A 15,909-nucleotide genomic window follows, 5' to 3' on the forward strand; every position below is an offset into this window, starting at 1 on the left:
GGGACAGAATGGGCCGTGATGAAGACGGATGCGGACGACGGCTGGTCCCTGGTCGTACCCCTGAAGCCCCTGGCCCTGGCCAAGAGCCGGCTCGGCCCCGCCGCCGGGGAGCGGCTGCGGCCCCGGCTGGCCCTCGCCTTCGCGGTGGACACCGTGGCGGCGGCGCTGGCCTGCGCCGGGGTACGGGACGTGGTGGTGGTCACGGACGACCGGGTGGCGGGCCGGGCGCTGGCCGCACTGGGGGCGCGGATCGTGCCGGACGCCCCGGCGGCGGGGCTCAACGCGGCGCTGGCGCACGGGGCGCGGGCGGTGCGGGCACTCCGGCCGCGGGCCCGGGTGGCGGCGCTGAACGCGGACCTCCCGGCGCTGCGCCCGGCGGAGCTGGGCCGGGTCCTGGACGCCGCCCGGGAATTCCCCCGGGCATTTCTCGCGGATGCCGCCGAAATGGGGACGACATTCCTCTCGGCGGGACCGGGGGTGGAATTGGAACCGGCTTTCGGGGGCCCGTCGCGGCTTCGGCATTTAGCGTCCGGGGCGGTGGAAATCAGGCTGGCCGGGGTGGATTCCGTGCGCCGGGACGTGGACACCGGCGAGGATCTGGCGGCGGCGGGGGCGCTGGGGCTCGGCCCCCGGACGGCGGCCCGGCGGCCGGCGCCGGCCGGATAGGCTGCGGCGCATGCAGGCGACCGCGTACACGTACGACTCCGAGACCCGCAGCGGCAGTGTGCTGCTCGACGACGGCACCCCGGTGGAGTTCGGGGCGGCGGCCTTCGACGCGGGCGGTCTGCTGCTGCTCCGGCCGGGGCAGCGGGTGCGGATCGAGACGGAGCCGGGCACCTCGGGCGCCGGGTCGCGGATCACCCTGGTGACTCTCCAGACCTTCTGACCTCCGCCCCCCCATTCCCCTGGGCTTCCGGCCCTCGGGATCGCCGCCCCTCCCCTGCTCCGTACGAGTGGCGGCGGGGCCGCTCCGGACGCACCGCGGGCCGGGCTCCCGTGCGGGAGCCCGGCCCGGCGGACGGGCGACAGCCGTCCTGGCCCGCTGCTCGGCGGCCTACTTCTTGGCGGCCGTCTTCTTGGCCGTGGCGGTCTTGCGCGCCGTGGTCTTCTTGGCGGGCGCCTTCTTCGCCGTGGTCTTCTTCGCCGGGGCCGTCTTCTTGGCGGCCGCCTTCTTCGTGGCGGTGGCGGCGGTGGCCTTCTTCGCGGCGGCCGTGGTGGTCTTCTTGGCCGGGGTCGCCTTCTTCGCGGCCGAGGCGGTCTTCTTGGCGGCGGCCGCGGTGACCTTCTTCGCCGGGGTCGCCTTCTTGGCGGCGGCGGTGGTCTTCTTGGCCGGAGTGGCCTTCTTCGCGGCGGCCTTCTTGGCCGTGGTGGCCTTCTTCGCCGCGGCCTTCTTCACGGTGGCGGAGGCGGCGCCGCCGGTGAGGCTGCCCTTGGGGGCCTTCTTGACGGAGACCTCGCCGCCCTTGGGGAGCTTCTTCGAGCCGCTGACCAGGTCCTTGAAGCCCTGGCCCGCGCGGAAGCGCGGCACGGAGGTCTTCTTGACCCGGACGCGCTCGCCCGTCTGCGGGTTGCGGGCGTAGCGGGCCGGGCGGTCCACCTTCTCGAACGACCCGAAGCCGGTGACCGAGACCCGGTCGCCGGAGACCACGGCGCGCACGATGGCGTCGAGCACGTGGTCGACGGCATCGGCGGCCTGCTGGCGACCGCCCAACTTGTCGGCAATCGCTTCTACGAGCTGCGCCTTGTTCACGTCTTCCCCTTCGGAGACTTTGCCGGAACGAAAGTGTTCAAGCTTTTTCGCACGTTAGGCATGTATATACCGCAAATCAAACACGAAACGGTCTAATCACCCTAGTGCCGCAACGCGGAAGTGCCGTTGCGGAGTTCCGGGTGTCAGTCGCCTACAGGGAATCGGCCCTCTTCGAGGTCCTTCATCAACCGGTCCAGACGCGTCGCCGCGTCCGCGAGATCGTGCTTCGCCGCGGCCGTGACGACCAGCAGCTTCCGGGACAGCGCCATCCTTACGCCCTCCGGGACTTGCAGTGAGCGCACTCGGGAGTGCGCTTCCTTCAATCGGGCGGCGACTGCCTCGTAGAGCTCGAGTTGGCTGTCGCGTTCCATGCACCGATTGTGCCATCTAGGGCGAGTTGTCGCCCGACAGGGTCCCAACAAGCAACTGCGCCCCCCACCGGGAGGTGGGGGGCGCAGTCTTGGAAAAGCGCTGCTCAGACGGTCATTGTACGGGGCTTGTAGGAGGGCCTGGCCGCCTCGTAGGCCGCGATGTCGGCTTCGTTCTGAAGGGTGAGGCTGATGTCGTCGAGGCCGTTGAGCAGGCGCCAGCGGGCGTTCTCGTCGAGCTCGAAGTCGGCGTCGATCCCGGGCGCCAGGACCTTGCGGGCCTCCAGGTCGACGGTGATCTCGACGGTCGGGTCGGCGTCGGTCAGCGCCCAGAGGGCGTCCACGGTCTCCTGCGGGAGGACGACGGTGAGCAGCCCGTTCTTCAGCGAGTTGCCGCGGAAGATGTCGGCGAAGCGGGCCGAGATCACGGTCTTGAAGCCGTAGTTCTGGAGCGCCCAGACGGCGTGCTCGCGGGAGGAGCCGGTGCCGAAGTCGGGGCCGGCGACCAGGACCGTGGCGCCCTGGCGCTCGGGGCGGTTGAGGACGAACTCCGGGTCCTTGCGCCAGGCCTCGAAGAGGCCGTCCTCGAAGCCGTCGCGGGTGACCTTCTTGAGCCAGTGCGCGGGGATGATCTGGTCGGTGTCGACGTTGCTGCGGCGCAGCGGGACGGCCCGGCCGGTGTGCGTGGTGAAGGCTTCCATGGTGCTCAGACCCCCGCGGTGGTGACGGTGTCGGACAGGTCGGCCGGGGAGGCCAGCCGGCCGAGGACGGCGGTGGCGGCGGCCACCTGGGGGGAGACCAGGTGGGTGCGGCCGCCCTTGCCCTGCCGGCCCTCGAAGTTGCGGTTGGAGGTGGACGCGGAGCGCTCACCGGGCGCCAGTTGGTCGGGGTTCATGCCCAGGCACATGGAGCAGCCCGCGTGCCGCCATTCGGCGCCGGCCTCCTTGAAGACCTTGTCGAGGCCCTCCTCGACGGCCTGGAGCGCGACCCGGACGGAGCCGGGGACGACCAGCATGCGGACGCCGTCGGCGACCTTGCGGCCCTCCAGCAGGGAGGCGGCGTTGCGCAGGTCTTCGATGCGGCCGTTGGTGCAGGAGCCGACGAAGACGGTGTCGACCTTGATGTCGCGCAGCGGCTGTCCGGCGGTCAACCCCATGTACTCCAGGGCCTTTTCGGCGGCGAGGCGCTCCGAGGGGTCCTCGTACGAGGCCGGGTCGGGGACGCTGGCGGAGAGCGGGGCGCCCTGGCCGGGGTTGGTGCCCCAGGTGACGAAGGGGGCCAGCCCGGCGGCGTCGATGACGACCTCGGCGTCGAAGACGGCGTCCTCGTCGGTGCGCAGGGTCTTCCAGTACGCGACGGCGGCGTCCCAGTCCTCGCCCTCGGGGGCGTGCGGGCGCCCCTTCAGGTAGGCGAAGGTGGTCTCGTCGGGGGCGATCATGCCCGCGCGGGCACCGGCCTCGATGGACATGTTGCAGATGGTCATGCGGGCCTCCATCGAGAGCTTCTCGATGGCGGAGCCGCGGTACTCCAGGACGTAGCCCTGGCCGCCGCCGGTGCCGATCCGGGCGATGACGGCGAGGATCAGGTCCTTGGCGGTGACGTCCTCGGGCAGTTCGCCGTCGACGGTGATCGCCATGGTCTTCGGGCGGGCCATGGGCAGCGTCTGGGTGGCGAGGACGTGCTCGACCTGGCTGGTGCCGATGCCGAAGGCCAGGCCGCCGAAGGCGCCGTGCGTGGAGGTGTGGGAGTCGCCGCAGACCACGGTCATGCCGGGCTGGGTGAGGCCGAGCTGGGGGCCCACCACGTGGACGACGCCCTGCTCGACGTCGCCGAGCGGGTGGAGCCGTACGCCGAACTCGGCGCAGTTCTTGCGCAGGGTCTCCAGCTGGGCGCGGGAGACCGGGTCCGCGATCGGCTTGTCGATGTCGAGCGTGGGGGTGTTGTGGTCCTCGGTGGCGAGGGTGAGGTCGAGGCGGCGGACCGGCCGGCCGTTCTGCCGGAGGCCGTCGAAGGCCTGGGGGCTGGTCACCTCGTGGAGCAGGTGAAGATCGATGAAGAGGAGATCGGGCTCGCCCTCGGCGCGCCGGACGACGTGGTCGTCCCAGACCTTCTCCGCGAGTGTCCTACCCATCGCTTTCCCTCCGGCCGGCGGCTGCGCCGGCACCACTAGAGACCGTTGCGCGGTCCGTTGTGCGGCCGCCCCACCAGAGTGACAAGTTCCTGGGAAAATTGAACTTGCGTTTCACAGAGTGAGACGCGAATATCGTTGCATGGACAACTCTAGCGGCGTAGGCGTTCTCGACAAGGCAGCCCTTGTCCTGGGCGCCCTGGAGTCCGGTCCGGCCACCCTCGCAGGACTGGTCGCGGCGACGGGACTCGCACGGCCCACGGCCCATCGGCTGGCCGTGGCATTGGAACACCACCGGATGGTCGCGCGCGACATGCAGGGCCGGTTCATCCTCGGTCCGCGGCTGGCCGAGCTGGCCGCCGCGGCCGGCGAGGACCGTCTGCTGGCGACGGCGGGCCCGGTGCTGACGCATCTGCGGGACGTGACCGGGGAGAGCGCGCAGCTCTACCGGCGCCAGGGTGACATGCGCATCTGTGTGGCGGCGGCCGAGCGGCTGTCGGGTCTGCGGGACACGGTGCCGGTGGGTTCGACGCTCACGATGAAGGCCGGTTCCTCGGCGCAGATCCTGATGGCCTGGGAGGAGCCGGAGCGGCTGCACCGGGGTCTCCAGGGCGCCCGTTTCACGGCGACGGCCCTGTCGGGCGTACGGCGCCGCGGCTGGGCCCAGTCGATCGGCGAGCGGGAGCCGGGCGTGGCGTCCGTCTCCGCGCCCGTGCGCGGCCCCTCGAACCGCGTGGTGGCCGCCGTGTCGGTGTCGGGTCCGATCGAGCGTCTGACGCGCCACCCGGGCCGGATGCACGCCCAGGCGGTCATCGACGCCGCCGCCCGTCTCTCCGAGGCCCTCCGCCGCAACGGCTGACGCCTCCCCCCTCCCCCGTACGTCTCCCGGCCCACCGCTCCAACGCCGCAGCGGTGGGCCGGACTTGTACCCGCGCCCGGAAGGGAGAGGGGAACAGCGAAGAAGCCCTCCCCCGAAGGGAAGGGCTTCTCTGTCGCGTACCCCCGACCGGATTCGAACCGGCGCTACCGCCTTGAGAGGGCGGCGTGCTAGGCCGCTACACAACGGGGGCGTGGATCATGCGGGCGTTGAATGAACATCGCCGCAGATCCGAGCTGGTCTACCAGGACTCGAACCTAGACTAACTGAACCAGAATCAGTCGTGCTGCCAATTACACCATAGACCAATACGTGGTTAGACCAACGTCGTACCCCCGACCGGATTCGAACCGGCGCTACCGCCTTGAGAGGGCGGCGTGCTAGGCCGCTACACAACGGGGGCCCTAGCGATCCTGCATCGGTGTCACCGGGTGCGACCCAGGTGATCCCGCGGGAAGGATCTGTACCCCCGACCGGATTCGAACCGGCGCTACCGCCTTGAGAGGGCGGCGTGCTAGGCCGCTACACAACGGGGGCTTCGTGGATGCCAATCCACTGGTTTGCAGATGAGCTCTGCGAGCTGGCCTACCTGGACTCGAACCAAGACTAACTGAACCAGAATCAGTCGTGCTGCCAATTACACCATAGGCCACCGGGGCAACGTCCCCGCGAGGAGGATCTTGCTCGGCTTGCGCTTTCCGGGTTCTTGCCTTTCGGCTTGCTCCCCTCGGCGCAGGAAGAACATTACCCGAAGGTGGACGGTGCTCCAAAACGGGTATCCGCCCGGAGCAGCGCGGGGAGCTGGTGGAGGTCGGTGACCCGGGGCAGACCGGGCTGCCCGCCGGTGCCGGCCCGGTCCAGCCAGATGCCGTGGAGCCCGGCCTCGCGGGCGCCGACGGCGTCGGTGTCGGGGCGGTCCCCCACGTACGCCACCTCGTGCGGGGCCAGCTCCAGGGCGGCGCAGGCGGCGTGGAACGCCTCGGCGGCCGGTTTGGCGAAGCCCAGCTCGGCGGCGCACAGGACGGCCTCGAAGCGGTCGCGGACGCCGAGGGCGCGGAGCTTGGGCTCCTGGGCGTGGACGCTGGAGTTGGAGAGGACGGCCTGCCGGTAGTCGGCGGCGAGCAGGTCGAGGACGGGCAGGGCGTCCGGGAAGAGCTCCCAGGCGGCCTCGTAGTGGGCGACGTACCGGTCGAACCAGGCGTCGGCCTCCGCGTCGGTCATCGCCGGCCGCTCCAGGAAGTCGCGGACCCGGTGGCGGCGCTGGTCCTGCCATCCGCCCTCCGGCCGCTCCTCGTAGCGCCGCCAGTGCAGCTCGGTGAGCTCCTTCCAGTGGCGCAGGGCCTCCTCGACCGTGCCGTGCAGTCCGTCCAGCCCCTCGGCGGCGAGGTGGGCGCGCAGGCCGGCGCGGTCGGCGCGCGCGTAGTCGAAGATCGTGTCGTCGACGTCCCAGAGGACCGCGCGGATGCCCATGGGACCGACCGTACGCCGCCGGGCGGGCTCGCGGGGGCGGTTTCAGCGGAGCCCGGCGAAGCGGAAGGGCTGGAAGTCGGTGACGAAGCAGGCGGGCCCGCCGTCGGCGTCGTATCCGACCCAGGTCGCGTACAGGCCGTCGCCCCAGCCGGAGCTGAAGACGGCGATGGTGTGGCCGTTCTCACCCTCGGCGAGGAAGGCGTCCGGGCTCCCGGGGCCGTCCAGGACCTCCCAGATGACGCCCTTCTCGTCGTCGGTGCCGGGGAAGGAGTGGTGGGCGGCGGCGTCGAGGAAGCAGCCGAGGCCGGCGTCGACTCCGTAGCCGGAGGAGCCGTCCTCAGGGGCGGTCCCGCCGGCCACCGGGGCGGGCTCCCAGCGGACCACCGGGGCGTCGCGGACCAGCAGGCGGGCGGCGGCGTTCACCGTGTGGTCGTAGGGGTACGTGAAGGAGGCCCGCGCGATCTGCACGCGGTAGCGGCCGGGCGGGACCTCGGCGGCGAAGGGCTCGGGCCGCTCGTCGTCGTCGCAGAGGTGGACGATCGGGTCGCAGGCGACGAGGCGGCCGGTGGGCAGCCCGATCTCCCCCAGCTCCCGGACCTCGAAGGCGACGTCCCTCCTGCCCTCGGTCGCGACGACCATTCCGGGGGTGAACCAGCGGGCGCAGTCAGGCGGTGTCATGGGCATGGTGACGACCCTAGGGGGCGGATACGACACCGGGGGCGGCGAACCGGAAGGAGTTCCGGCCCGCCGCCCCCGTGGCGTACGGGCGGTGGCTAGGCGGCGAGCTTCGCCAGGGCCGCGTCGATGCGGGCCAGGGTCTTCTCCTGTCCCAGGATCTCCAGGGACTCGAAGAGGGGCAGGCCGACGGTGCGGCCGGTGACGGCGACGCGGACCGGGGCCTGGGCCTTGCCGAGCTTGAGGCCGTGGGCCTCGCCGGCGGCCAGGACCGCGTTCTTGAGCGACTCGGGGTCGTTCCAGTCGGCGGCCGTCAGCTTCTCGCGGGCGGTGGTGAGGAGGGCGGCGGGCTCGCCCTTCATCGCCTTGTCCCACGACGCCTGGTCGAGGACCGGCTCGGGCAGGAAGAGGAAGTCGACGTTGGCCGTGATCTCGGAGAGGACGGTCAGGCGGGTCTGGGCGTGCGGGGCGATCCGCTCCCAGGCCGTGCGGTCGAAGTCCTCGGGCGCCCAGGGGGCGTGCGGGGCGCGGAGCCAGGGCTCGCACGCCTCGGTGAACGCCTTCACGTCCAGCATGCGGATGTGGTCCGCGTTGATGGACTCGGCCTTCTTGAGGTCGAAGCGGGCCGGGTTGGCGTTGACGTCGGCGATGTCGAACTTCGCCACCATCTCGGGGATGGTGAAGATGTCCTGGTCGGCGGAGAAGGACCAGCCGAGGAGGGACAGGTAGTTCAGCAGGCCCTCGGGGAGGAAACCGCGCTCCCGGTAGAGGTTGAGGGACGCCTGCGGGTCGCGCTTGGAGAGCTTCTTGTTGCCCTCGCCCATGACGTACGGCAGGTGGCCGAAGGCGGGGATCTCCTTGGCGACGCCCAGCTCGATCAGCGCCTTGTAGAGGGCGATCTGGCGGGGGGTGGAGGAGAGCAGGTCCTCGCCGCGCAGGACGTGGGTGATCTCCATCAGGGCGTCGTCGACCGGGTTGACCAGGGTGTAGAGCGGGGCGCCGTTGGCCCGGAGGATGCCGTAGTCCGGCACGTTCTCCGGAGTGAAGGTGAGCTCGCCGCGGACCAGGTCGGTGAAGGTGATCGTCTCGTCGGGCATCCGGAAGCGGACGATCGGCGCGCGGCCCTCGGCCTCGTACGCCGCGATCCGCTCGGCGGACAGCTCGCGGCAGTGGCCGTCGTAGCCGGACGGCTTGCCGGCGGCGCGGGCGGCCTCGCGGCGCTCGTCCAGCTCGGCGGTGTTGCAGTAGCAGTGGTACGCGTACCCGCCGGCCAGCAGCTTGTCCGCGACGTCCTTGTAGAGGTCCATCCGCTGCGACTGGCGGTAGGGGGCGTGCGGGCCGCCGACCTCGGGGCCCTCGTCCCAGTCGAGCCCGAGCCACTTGAGGGAGTCGAGGAGCTGGTCGTACGACTCCTCGGAGTCGCGGGCCGCGTCGGTGTCCTCGATGCGGAAGACCATGGTGGCCTCGTTGTGCCGGGCGAAGGCCCAGTTGAAGAGGGCGGTGCGGACCAGGCCCACGTGGGGGTTGCCGGTCGGGGAGGGACAGAAACGGACGCGGGGGGGTGCCCCCTGCTCGAGCGAAGTCGAGAGCTTGGGGGAGTTCGCGTTAGCCACGCTTGATCACCTTGTTGGTGAGAGTGCCGATGCCTTCGATGGTGACGGCGACCTCGTCGCCGACGGTGAGGGGGCCGACCCCGGCGGGGGTGCCGGTGAGGATGACGTCTCCGGGGAGCAGCGTCATGGCCTCGGTGATGTGGACGACCAGGTCCTCGATGGAGCGGATCATGTCGCTCGTCCGACCGAGCTGGCGTTGCTCGCCGTTGACCGTGGCCTGGACGGCGAGGTCGCTCGGGTCGAGGTCGGTCTCCACCCAGGGGCCCAGCGGGCAGCTCGTGTCGAAGCCCTTGGCGCGGGCCCACTGGGCCTCGCGCTTCTGGACGTCGCGGGCGGTCACGTCGTTGGCGCAGGTGTAGCCGAAGATCACGTCCTTGACGCGGTCCCGGGGCACCTCGCGGCACATGCGGCCGATCACCACGGCCAGTTCGGCCTCGTGGTGCAGCTCACTGGAGAAGGAGGGGTACTCGATGGCGTCGCCGGAGCCGATCACCGAGGTGGTGGGCTTGAAGAAGGCGACCGGAACCTCGGGGACCTCGTGCCCGAGCTCCTTCGCGTGCTCCGCGTAGTTGCGGCCGATGGCCACGACCTTGTTGGGGAGCACCGGCGGCAGGAGCCGTACCTTGCTCAGCGGGACCTTGGTGCCGCTGAGCTCGAAGTCGGTGTACGGGATGCCCTTGATGATGTCGAGGACCAGGCCGCCGGACTCGACGGTCCCCTCGCCCTCGACCGCGCCGAAGGCGACATTGCCGTCGATGGAGAATCTGGCGATGCGCACGCGTGCTGTCGCCCCTCACTTGGTACTGGCTGGAGTCTGACGCTCCAGGCTAACGCGGCGCGGGGCGGCCGACCGGCGGGTGCCGCCGGTGGCGGGGCGTGCGGGCGGGGCTCAGACCTCGGCGAGGTAGGCCGGGACGTGGGGCGCGGGGGCCTGCATCAGGACGGTGCGGCGGGGGTTGGCCGTGACGGCGGGGAGCTGCGCGCCGTACTCGGGGGCGGCCCCGCGGTCGAGGCCGGCGGCGTCCTCCAGGTGGGCGAGGGTGGAGCGGCGCGGGTTGGCCGTGTGGGCGGGCGTGGATGCAGTCATCGCGCTGGCAGACCTTGTTCCGGAACGGGCGCCCTTGCGGGCGCGAGGATCGGGTATAGCGTCAGGCTAAATCAAGGCGTTCCCCTCGAATGCATGGCTGAGACATTGGTTCTCGTGTGAGTTTCCTCACCTCTGGGTGGATATTCCGGTCATTACGGACAGCCCCCGGAGGTCACGGAAAGGGACATTCCGCCACTGAACGATCTATTCCGCTCCTGATCATGGCGACTGGGACACTCGGGAAGGCCGGGGCATTGGACCGGAAAAGTCCGAAACCTCCATGGTCATCTTCTACACGTGGTGACACGGCGCGCACGGGTTGTCATTCACATCACCGTACTGTTCTCGGCCCTTGTTGGAGATCCGGCACTGTGCTGGAATTCCACGACCGCCGCAGGTTCGAGTAGCCGGCGCGCAGAAGGCGCAACGCAGCGCCGGCCGAGTGGCGGGAAGGGGATCTGCGCCGGTCACCGACGACCACCTGGGGCGCGCCCGCGCGTCCCATCGACGCCGACACCGTCCGCTCCGGGGTTGCCCGGAAGGACGCCTGGTCCAGAGGTTGCGACGCTAGTGCAGGGACGTTTCAAGAGGGATGGCACGGGCTCTGCCCCGGCCCGCAAGGGCCGCGCGGAGGCTCCGTCGGAGCAGGAACCGCGTGCCGGGGCCGAACAGGGTCCCGCCGCCCCGCACTCCGCCCAGCAGGCTCCCGGCACGGGCGGCCCGGGCCGGGGCAAGGGCAGGAACAGGTCCGCGCGGACGAAGGGCGAGCCCGGACAGGCCGCGCCCGAGTCCGCCGAGCAGACCGACGCCGACGCGCGCCCCGAGGGCGCCGCCGACGCGGAGACCTCGGTCGGACCCCGAATAGCACTGCGCAACTGGCGCATCTCCACCCGCCTCGTGGCCCTGCTGACCCTCCCCGTGGTCGCGGCCACGACCCTGGGCGGCATCCGCATCAACGAGTCGATGCAGGACATCCAGCAGCTGGAGCACATGCAGCTGCTGACCAAGCTGACCCGTGAGGCGACCGCGCTCGCCCAGGCCCTCCAGGCCGAGCGCGACCTCTCCGCCGGTCCGCTGGCCAACGACCGGCCGATCAGCGACTACCAGGTCGCCAACCCGCGCCGCCGCACCGACCGCCAGTACAACGCCTTCCTCGACGCCACGCTGGCCATCCCGGACAGCGGCGGCGACGAGGCGCTGCGCAGCATCCGGCAGAACGTCAACCAGATCGCGTCGCAGGTCGTGGGGCTCCACGGCATCCGCAACGAGGCGTACCGCAAGGGCATCTCCCAGTCGGTGACCGTCGAGGCGTACAGCCGTCTCATCCGCTCGCTGCTCAGCCTCTCCCAGGACATGGCGCAGGCGACCAGCAACCCGGAGATGATCAAGCGCACCCGTGCGCTCGCCGCGTTCTCCTCCGCCAAGGAGTACGCCTCCATCCAGCAGGCGATCATCGCCGGCGCGCTGCCCCTGAGCGACAAGACCACCGGCTCGATGCAGCCCGGTGACCGCCTCTACGGCCAGGCCGCCTTCAACAGTGAGTCGGTCGAGTTCAAGTCCTTCTCGGCCATCTACGAGTCCACCGGCGGCGACCCGGTCCGGCTCACCGAGCCGCTCAGCTCCGGCAACCCCACGATCGTGGACGCCGAGAAGTACGCCGAGCGGGTGCTGGGCTCCGACAACGCCATCAAGGGCGTCAAGCGCGGCTACCTCAACTTCACCGATGAGTACGAGACCAAGATCTCGGCCATGAACCTCATCGAGAACCAGCTTCTCGGCGACATGGACACGATGGCCCGTGAGCTGCGGCAGGAGTCGCAGCGCGAGGCGATCATCAGCGGTGCCCTGATCCTGCTCGTCCTCGGCGTCTCGCTCGTCGGCGCCTTCGTCGTGGCCCGGTCCATGATCCGCTCGCTGCGGCGGCTCCAGGACACCGCCACCAAGGTCGCCCAGGAACGCCTGCCCGAGCTGGTCAAGCAGCTCTCCGAGTCCGACCCGCAGGACGTCGACACCTCCGTCGAGTCCGTCGGCGTCCACTCCCGCGACGAGATCGGCCAGGTGGCCGCGGCCTTCGACGACGTGCACCGCGAGGCCGTCCGCCTCGCCGCCGAGCAGGCCCTCCTCCGGGGCAACGTCAACGCGATGTTCACCAACCTCTCGCGCCGTTCCCAGGGCCTCATCCAGCGCCAGCTCTCGCTCATCTCCGAGCTGGAGTCCCGCGAGGCCGACCCCGACCAGCTCTCCTCGCTGTTCAAGCTCGACCACCTCGCGACCCGTATGCGCCGGAACGGCGAGAACCTCCTCGTCCTCGCCGGCGAGGAGCCGGGCCGCCGCTGGACCCGCCCGGTCCCGCTGGTCGACGTGCTCCGCGCCGCCGCCTCCGAGGTGGAGCAGTACGAGCGCATCGAACTGGCCGCGGTCCCGGCGACCGACGTGGCCGGCCGGGTCGTCAACGACCTCGTCCACCTCCTCGCCGAGCTGCTGGAGAACGCCACCTCGTTCTCCTCCCCGCAGACCAAGGTCCGGGTCACCGGCCACGCGCTGCCCGACGGCCGCGTCCTGGTCGAGATCCACGACACCGGCATCGGCCTCTCCCCCGAGGACCTCGCGGCGATCAACGAGCGGCTCGCCTCGCCGCCCACCGTGGACGTCTCCGTCTCCCGCCGCATGGGCCTCTTCGTGGTCGGCCGCCTGTCCCTGCGACACGGCATCCGCATCCAGCTGCGCCCGTCCGACTCGGGCGGCACCACCGCCCTCGTCATGCTCCCGGTCGACGTCGCCCAGGGCGGCCGCAAGCCGGCCCCCAAGAGCGGCCCCGGCTCCCAGGGCGCGGCCCCGCAGGGCGGCAACGCCCCCGGTGGCGGCCTCCCCGGCGGTCCCGGCGCCCCGGGTGCCGGCGGACGTCCGGGCCTCGGCGGCCCGGCCCAGCCGGCCGGGCGACTGGGTGCCGGTCCCGGCGCCGGACGCCCCCAGGTCGGTCCGGCCGGCGGTCCGCGCACCGCGCTGCCCACCCGGGACGGCGCGCCGCTCGCCGGCGGCCCGCAGCAGCCCCAGGTCCCGCAGCAGCCGCAGCCGGCCAACGCCCAGCTGGAGCAGACCGGCCGCCTGCCGCAGCTCCCGCAGGGTCCGGACGCGCAGCGCCCCGGCGGCGGTCTCATCGGCGGCGCGGCCAGCGCCATCCCGTCCCGCACGGACGTGTGGGGCGGCCGCCCGCAGGAGCCCCAGGCCCCGCAGCAGCCGCAGGCCCCCCAGCAGCAGGACCCGCTGGGCGCCCCGAACGGCTTCCCGCGCGCCGAGCTGCCCGGCGGCAACCCGCAGCCGCAGCACCAGCCGCACCAGCCCCCGCAGCAGCCGCAGGCCGCGAGCTGGGGCAGCGAGCCGGCCCCGCAGCCGGTGCGCCGCCCGCAGCAGGACATGACGCCGCTGGACGCCCCGCGCGGCCACGACGACATGGAGTCCACGGGGTCGTACGCCGCGCCCGGCGCCCCGCAGGGCCCGGGTTCGACGGGCCAGTTCGCCCGTCCGGACTTCAACGCCCCGCAGCAGCCCCAGGCTCCGCAGGCCCACCAGGCTCCGCAGGCGCCCCAGGTCCCGCAGTACCAGGACCCGGCGTCCACCGCGCAGTTCCCGCAGCCCGACTTCGGCGCTCCGCAGGGCCCCGGCTCGACCGGTCAGTTCCCGCGCCCCGACTTCGGCGCGCAGGAGGGTCCGGGCGCGACCGGCCAGTTCCCCCGGCAGGACTTCGCCCCGCAGGGTCCCGGCGCGACGGGCCAGTTCCCGCAGCCCGACTTCGGTGCCCCGCAGGGCCCCGGCGCCACCGGCCAGTTCCCGCGCCCCGACCTCGCTCCGCAGGGGCCGGGCGCGACCGGCCCGTTCCCCCGGCAGGACTTCGCCCCGCAGCAGCCGCAGGGCCCGCAGGCGCCGCAGGCTCCGTACCCGGGTCAGCAGCAGGCGTACGGCAACCAGCCCTTCGTCCCGCGCGCACAGCCGACCGCCCCGCAGCAGCCGGCGCCGCAGCGGGCCGACTTCGGCGCGCCGCAGCCGCCCGCGCCCCAGCCGGTCGCCCCGCAGCAGGCCGCCCCGCAGGCGCCCGCGCCGCGTCAGCAGCCGCAGCTCGGCCGGCCGCGCCGACCGGAGGCGCTGCCTCCGGCACAGCCCTCGGGCGACGCGCGGACGCCGCTGTACGACGCGGTGGAGACCAACTGGTTCCAGCAGGAGCAGGGGCAGCAGCAGGCCCCCGCCCCGCAGCAGGCGCCGGCTCCGCAGCAGGCGCCGCAGCCGCGGATGCCCGAGGCGGCCGAGCGGACCGGGCAGACCCCGCTCCCGCAGCGGCCCGCGGCCGGGCAGCCGGCCGAGGCGCAGGGCGACGCGGCCCGTCCGGGTTCGGCGGCCTGGCGGCCGTCGCCCAACGACGACCTGGTGCGCCAGGCCGAGCGGGCGCGCAAGCCGTCCGCCGGCGGGGTCACCACCTCCGGTCTTCCGCGCCGCGTGCCGAAGGCCAACCTCGTACCCGGGACCGCCCAGGAGCAGGCCCACGCGGCCGGCCCCCAGGTCTCGCGTGCACCCGACGACGTCCGCGGCCGGCTCACCAACCTGCGCCGCGGTATCCAGCAGGGCCGTCAGGCGGGCAACTCGATCACGGGTAGCTTCCACCTCGGTCCGAACCACCAGCAGGAGCGATAGTTGAGCGCGATGAGCCAGGCGGCGCAGAATCTGAACTGGTTGATCACCAACTTCGTGGACAACACCCCCGGGGTGTCCCACACGGTGGTGGTCTCCGCCGACGGCCTGCTGCTGGCCATGTCCGAAGGATTCCCCCGCGACCGCGCCGACCAGCTGGCGGCGGTCGCCTCCGGGCTCACCTCGCTGACCGCGGGCGCCTCCCGGATCTTCGAGGGCGGTCCCGTGGCACAGACCGTGGTGGAGATGGAGCGCGGCTTCCTCTTCCTCATGTCGGTCTCGGACGGCTCCTCGCTGGCCGTACTGGCGCACCCCGAGTGCGACATCGGCCTCGTGGGCTACGAGATGGCGCTGCTGGTCGACCGGGCCGGCAGCGTGCTCACCCCGGATCTCCGCGCGGAGCTCCAGGGCAGTCTGCTCCACTAGCGGGCCCCACCCCGCGCACTGCCCGCCAGACGGGGCGGCACGCCCCCATCGCGTACCGCCCCTTCCAACACAGTTCATCCGTCCGGCCGCCCCATCCGGCCCCCCACCGGCCCCCTCAGACGGCAGAAGTGTTGCTGTCACGCCCGGAGGATTCATGACCCCGCCCCCCGCCTCTCACGATCCGTACGGTGGCTCGTCCGCGGACGACCCGTACGGTCATGAGGGCGACCAGCCGCTGGTCCGCCCGTATGCGATGACCGGCGGCCGGACCCGGCCGCGCTACCAGCTCGCCATCGAGGCGCTGGTCAGCACCACGGCCGACCCGGCGCACCTCGCCACGCTCCTGCCGGAGCACCAGCGCATCTGCCACCTGTGCCGTGAGGTCAAGTCGGTGGCCGAGGTGTCGGCCCTGCTGTCGATGCCGCTCGGTGTCGCCCGGATCCTCGTGGCCGACCTGGCCGAGGCGGGCATGGTGGCCATCCACCAGCCGGGCAACGGAGAAGCCGGCGGCACGCCGGACGTGACACTGCTCGAAAGGGTGCTCAGTGGACTTCGCAAGCTCTAACGGCGACGCCGCCAGATCGACCACCAGCGCGAAGATCGTGGTGGCCGGTGGCTTCGGCGTGGGCAAGACCACGTTCGTCGGCGCGGTCTCGGAGATCAATCCGCTGCGTACCGAGGCCGTGATGACCTCGGCGTCCGCCGGGATCGACGACCTGACCCACACCGGGGGCAAGACCACCACCACGGTGGCCATGGACTTCGGCCGCATCACGCTGGACCAGGACCTGATCCTGTACCTGTTCGGCACCCCCGGACAGGACCGCTTCTGGTT

At 72.0% G+C, this 15,909-nt stretch carries 17 protein-coding genes and 5 tRNA genes; 8 read left to right on the forward strand and 14 right to left on the reverse strand.

Going from position 1 to position 15,909, the window contains the following annotated elements:
* Positions 1 to 18: 18 nt before the first annotated feature.
* Both cofC and IE219_RS24495 read left to right on the forward strand, forming a co-directional pair.
* Positions 19 to 666, forward strand: coding sequence for a 2-phospho-L-lactate guanylyltransferase (gene cofC, locus IE219_RS24490; protein WP_189981161.1), 648 nt, complete (start codon positions 19 to 21; stop codon positions 664 to 666).
* Positions 667 to 676: 10 nt separating this feature from the next.
* A complete protein-coding gene (locus IE219_RS24495; protein WP_189981163.1) occupies positions 677 to 886 on the forward strand; it encodes a hypothetical protein in 210 nt (69 codons plus the stop codon).
* Positions 887 to 1,054: 168 nt separating this feature from the next.
* On the opposite strand, the gene IE219_RS24500 is transcribed toward IE219_RS24495, so the two are convergent.
* On the reverse strand, positions 1,055 to 1,750 hold the full coding sequence (locus tag IE219_RS24500; RefSeq protein ID WP_189981165.1) for an HU family DNA-binding protein: 696 nt from the start codon (positions 1,748 to 1,750) through the stop codon (positions 1,055 to 1,057).
* Here IE219_RS24500 and IE219_RS24505 point away from each other — a divergent pair.
* The gene (locus IE219_RS24505) at positions 1,673 to 1,846 is read left to right on the forward strand and encodes a hypothetical protein (protein WP_189981205.1); all 174 of its coding nucleotides are present in this window, start codon (positions 1,673 to 1,675) and stop codon (positions 1,844 to 1,846) included. The genes IE219_RS24500 and IE219_RS24505 overlap by 78 nt on opposite strands.
* A gap of 47 nt (positions 1,847 to 1,893) precedes the next feature.
* Here the strand turns inward: IE219_RS24505 and IE219_RS24510 are convergent, their stop codons facing one another.
* The 3 genes from IE219_RS24510 to leuC all read right to left on the reverse strand — a co-directional run bounded on the left by IE219_RS24510 (position 1,894) and on the right by leuC (position 4,249).
* A complete protein-coding gene (locus IE219_RS24510) occupies positions 1,894 to 2,121 on the reverse strand; it encodes an SCO5555 family protein (RefSeq protein ID WP_189981167.1) in 228 nt (75 codons plus the stop codon).
* Between the two features lie 104 nt (positions 2,122 to 2,225).
* Entirely contained in the window at positions 2,226 to 2,819 is a 594-nt protein-coding gene (gene leuD, locus IE219_RS24515; RefSeq protein WP_189981168.1) for a 3-isopropylmalate dehydratase small subunit, read from the reverse strand.
* A gap of 5 nt (positions 2,820 to 2,824) precedes the next feature.
* Entirely contained in the window at positions 2,825 to 4,249 is a 1,425-nt protein-coding gene (gene leuC / locus IE219_RS24520) for a 3-isopropylmalate dehydratase large subunit (protein ID WP_189981170.1), read from the reverse strand.
* Between the two features lie 139 nt (positions 4,250 to 4,388).
* On the opposite strand from leuC, the gene ndgR reads away from it, so the two are divergent.
* Positions 4,389 to 5,105, forward strand: a complete 717-nt coding sequence (gene ndgR, locus IE219_RS24525; RefSeq protein WP_189981172.1) for an IclR family transcriptional regulator NdgR — start codon at positions 4,389 to 4,391, stop codon at positions 5,103 to 5,105.
* Positions 5,106 to 5,243: 138 nt separating this feature from the next.
* Here ndgR and IE219_RS24530 read toward each other — a convergent pair.
* The 10 genes from IE219_RS24530 to IE219_RS24575 form a co-directional block, all read right to left on the reverse strand.
* Positions 5,244 to 5,316, reverse strand: a tRNA-Glu gene (locus IE219_RS24530).
* Positions 5,317 to 5,359: 43 nt separating this feature from the next.
* A tRNA-Gln gene (locus IE219_RS24535) sits at positions 5,360 to 5,431 on the reverse strand.
* A gap of 22 nt (positions 5,432 to 5,453) precedes the next feature.
* A tRNA-Glu gene (locus IE219_RS24540) sits at positions 5,454 to 5,526 on the reverse strand.
* A 61-nt stretch (positions 5,527 to 5,587) separates the two neighbouring features.
* A tRNA-Glu gene (locus tag IE219_RS24545) sits at positions 5,588 to 5,660 on the reverse strand.
* Between the two features lie 43 nt (positions 5,661 to 5,703).
* A tRNA-Gln gene (locus tag IE219_RS24550) sits at positions 5,704 to 5,775 on the reverse strand.
* Positions 5,776 to 5,867: 92 nt separating this feature from the next.
* The gene (locus IE219_RS24555) at positions 5,868 to 6,593 is read right to left on the reverse strand and encodes an HAD family hydrolase (protein WP_189981174.1); all 726 of its coding nucleotides are present in this window, start codon (positions 6,591 to 6,593) and stop codon (positions 5,868 to 5,870) included.
* Positions 6,594 to 6,635: 42 nt separating this feature from the next.
* Positions 6,636 to 7,277 (reverse strand): DUF4241 domain-containing protein, encoded by a 642-nt coding sequence (locus IE219_RS24560; RefSeq protein WP_189981176.1) that lies wholly within the window; start codon positions 7,275 to 7,277, stop codon positions 6,636 to 6,638.
* A gap of 89 nt (positions 7,278 to 7,366) precedes the next feature.
* Positions 7,367 to 8,881: a glutamate--tRNA ligase gene (gene gltX / locus IE219_RS24565; protein ID WP_189981178.1), complete on the reverse strand. Its 1,515-nt coding sequence runs from the start codon at positions 8,879 to 8,881 to the stop codon at positions 7,367 to 7,369.
* Positions 8,874 to 9,659 (reverse strand): fumarylacetoacetate hydrolase family protein, encoded by a 786-nt coding sequence (locus tag IE219_RS24570; protein WP_189981180.1) that lies wholly within the window; start codon positions 9,657 to 9,659, stop codon positions 8,874 to 8,876. Before IE219_RS24570 ends, gltX begins: the two co-directional genes overlap by 8 nt.
* Positions 9,660 to 9,770: 111 nt before the next feature.
* The gene (locus tag IE219_RS24575; protein ID WP_189981182.1) at positions 9,771 to 9,968 is read right to left on the reverse strand and encodes a hypothetical protein; all 198 of its coding nucleotides are present in this window, start codon (positions 9,966 to 9,968) and stop codon (positions 9,771 to 9,773) included.
* A 570-nt stretch (positions 9,969 to 10,538) separates the two neighbouring features.
* Here IE219_RS24575 and IE219_RS24580 point away from each other — a divergent pair.
* From IE219_RS24580 to IE219_RS24595, 4 genes are all read left to right on the forward strand, one after another.
* Complete coding sequence (locus IE219_RS24580) at positions 10,539 to 14,651, forward strand: sensor histidine kinase (protein ID WP_189981184.1); 4,113 nt, start codon at positions 10,539 to 10,541, stop codon at positions 14,649 to 14,651.
* Between the two features lie 9 nt (positions 14,652 to 14,660).
* A complete protein-coding gene (locus IE219_RS24585; protein ID WP_030496942.1) occupies positions 14,661 to 15,074 on the forward strand; it encodes a roadblock/LC7 domain-containing protein in 414 nt (137 codons plus the stop codon).
* A gap of 154 nt (positions 15,075 to 15,228) precedes the next feature.
* Positions 15,229 to 15,639, forward strand: coding sequence for a DUF742 domain-containing protein (locus tag IE219_RS24590; protein ID WP_189981186.1), 411 nt, complete (start codon positions 15,229 to 15,231; stop codon positions 15,637 to 15,639).
* Positions 15,620 to 15,909 (forward strand): GTP-binding protein (locus tag IE219_RS24595; protein WP_189981188.1); only part of this gene is annotated, 290 nt, incomplete at its 3' end. The genes IE219_RS24590 and IE219_RS24595, both read left to right, overlap by 20 nt.

This window comes from Streptomyces termitum, from assembly GCF_014650175.1.
GTDB classification, from domain to species: Bacteria; Actinomycetota; Actinomycetes; order Streptomycetales; family Streptomycetaceae; genus Streptomyces; species Streptomyces termitum.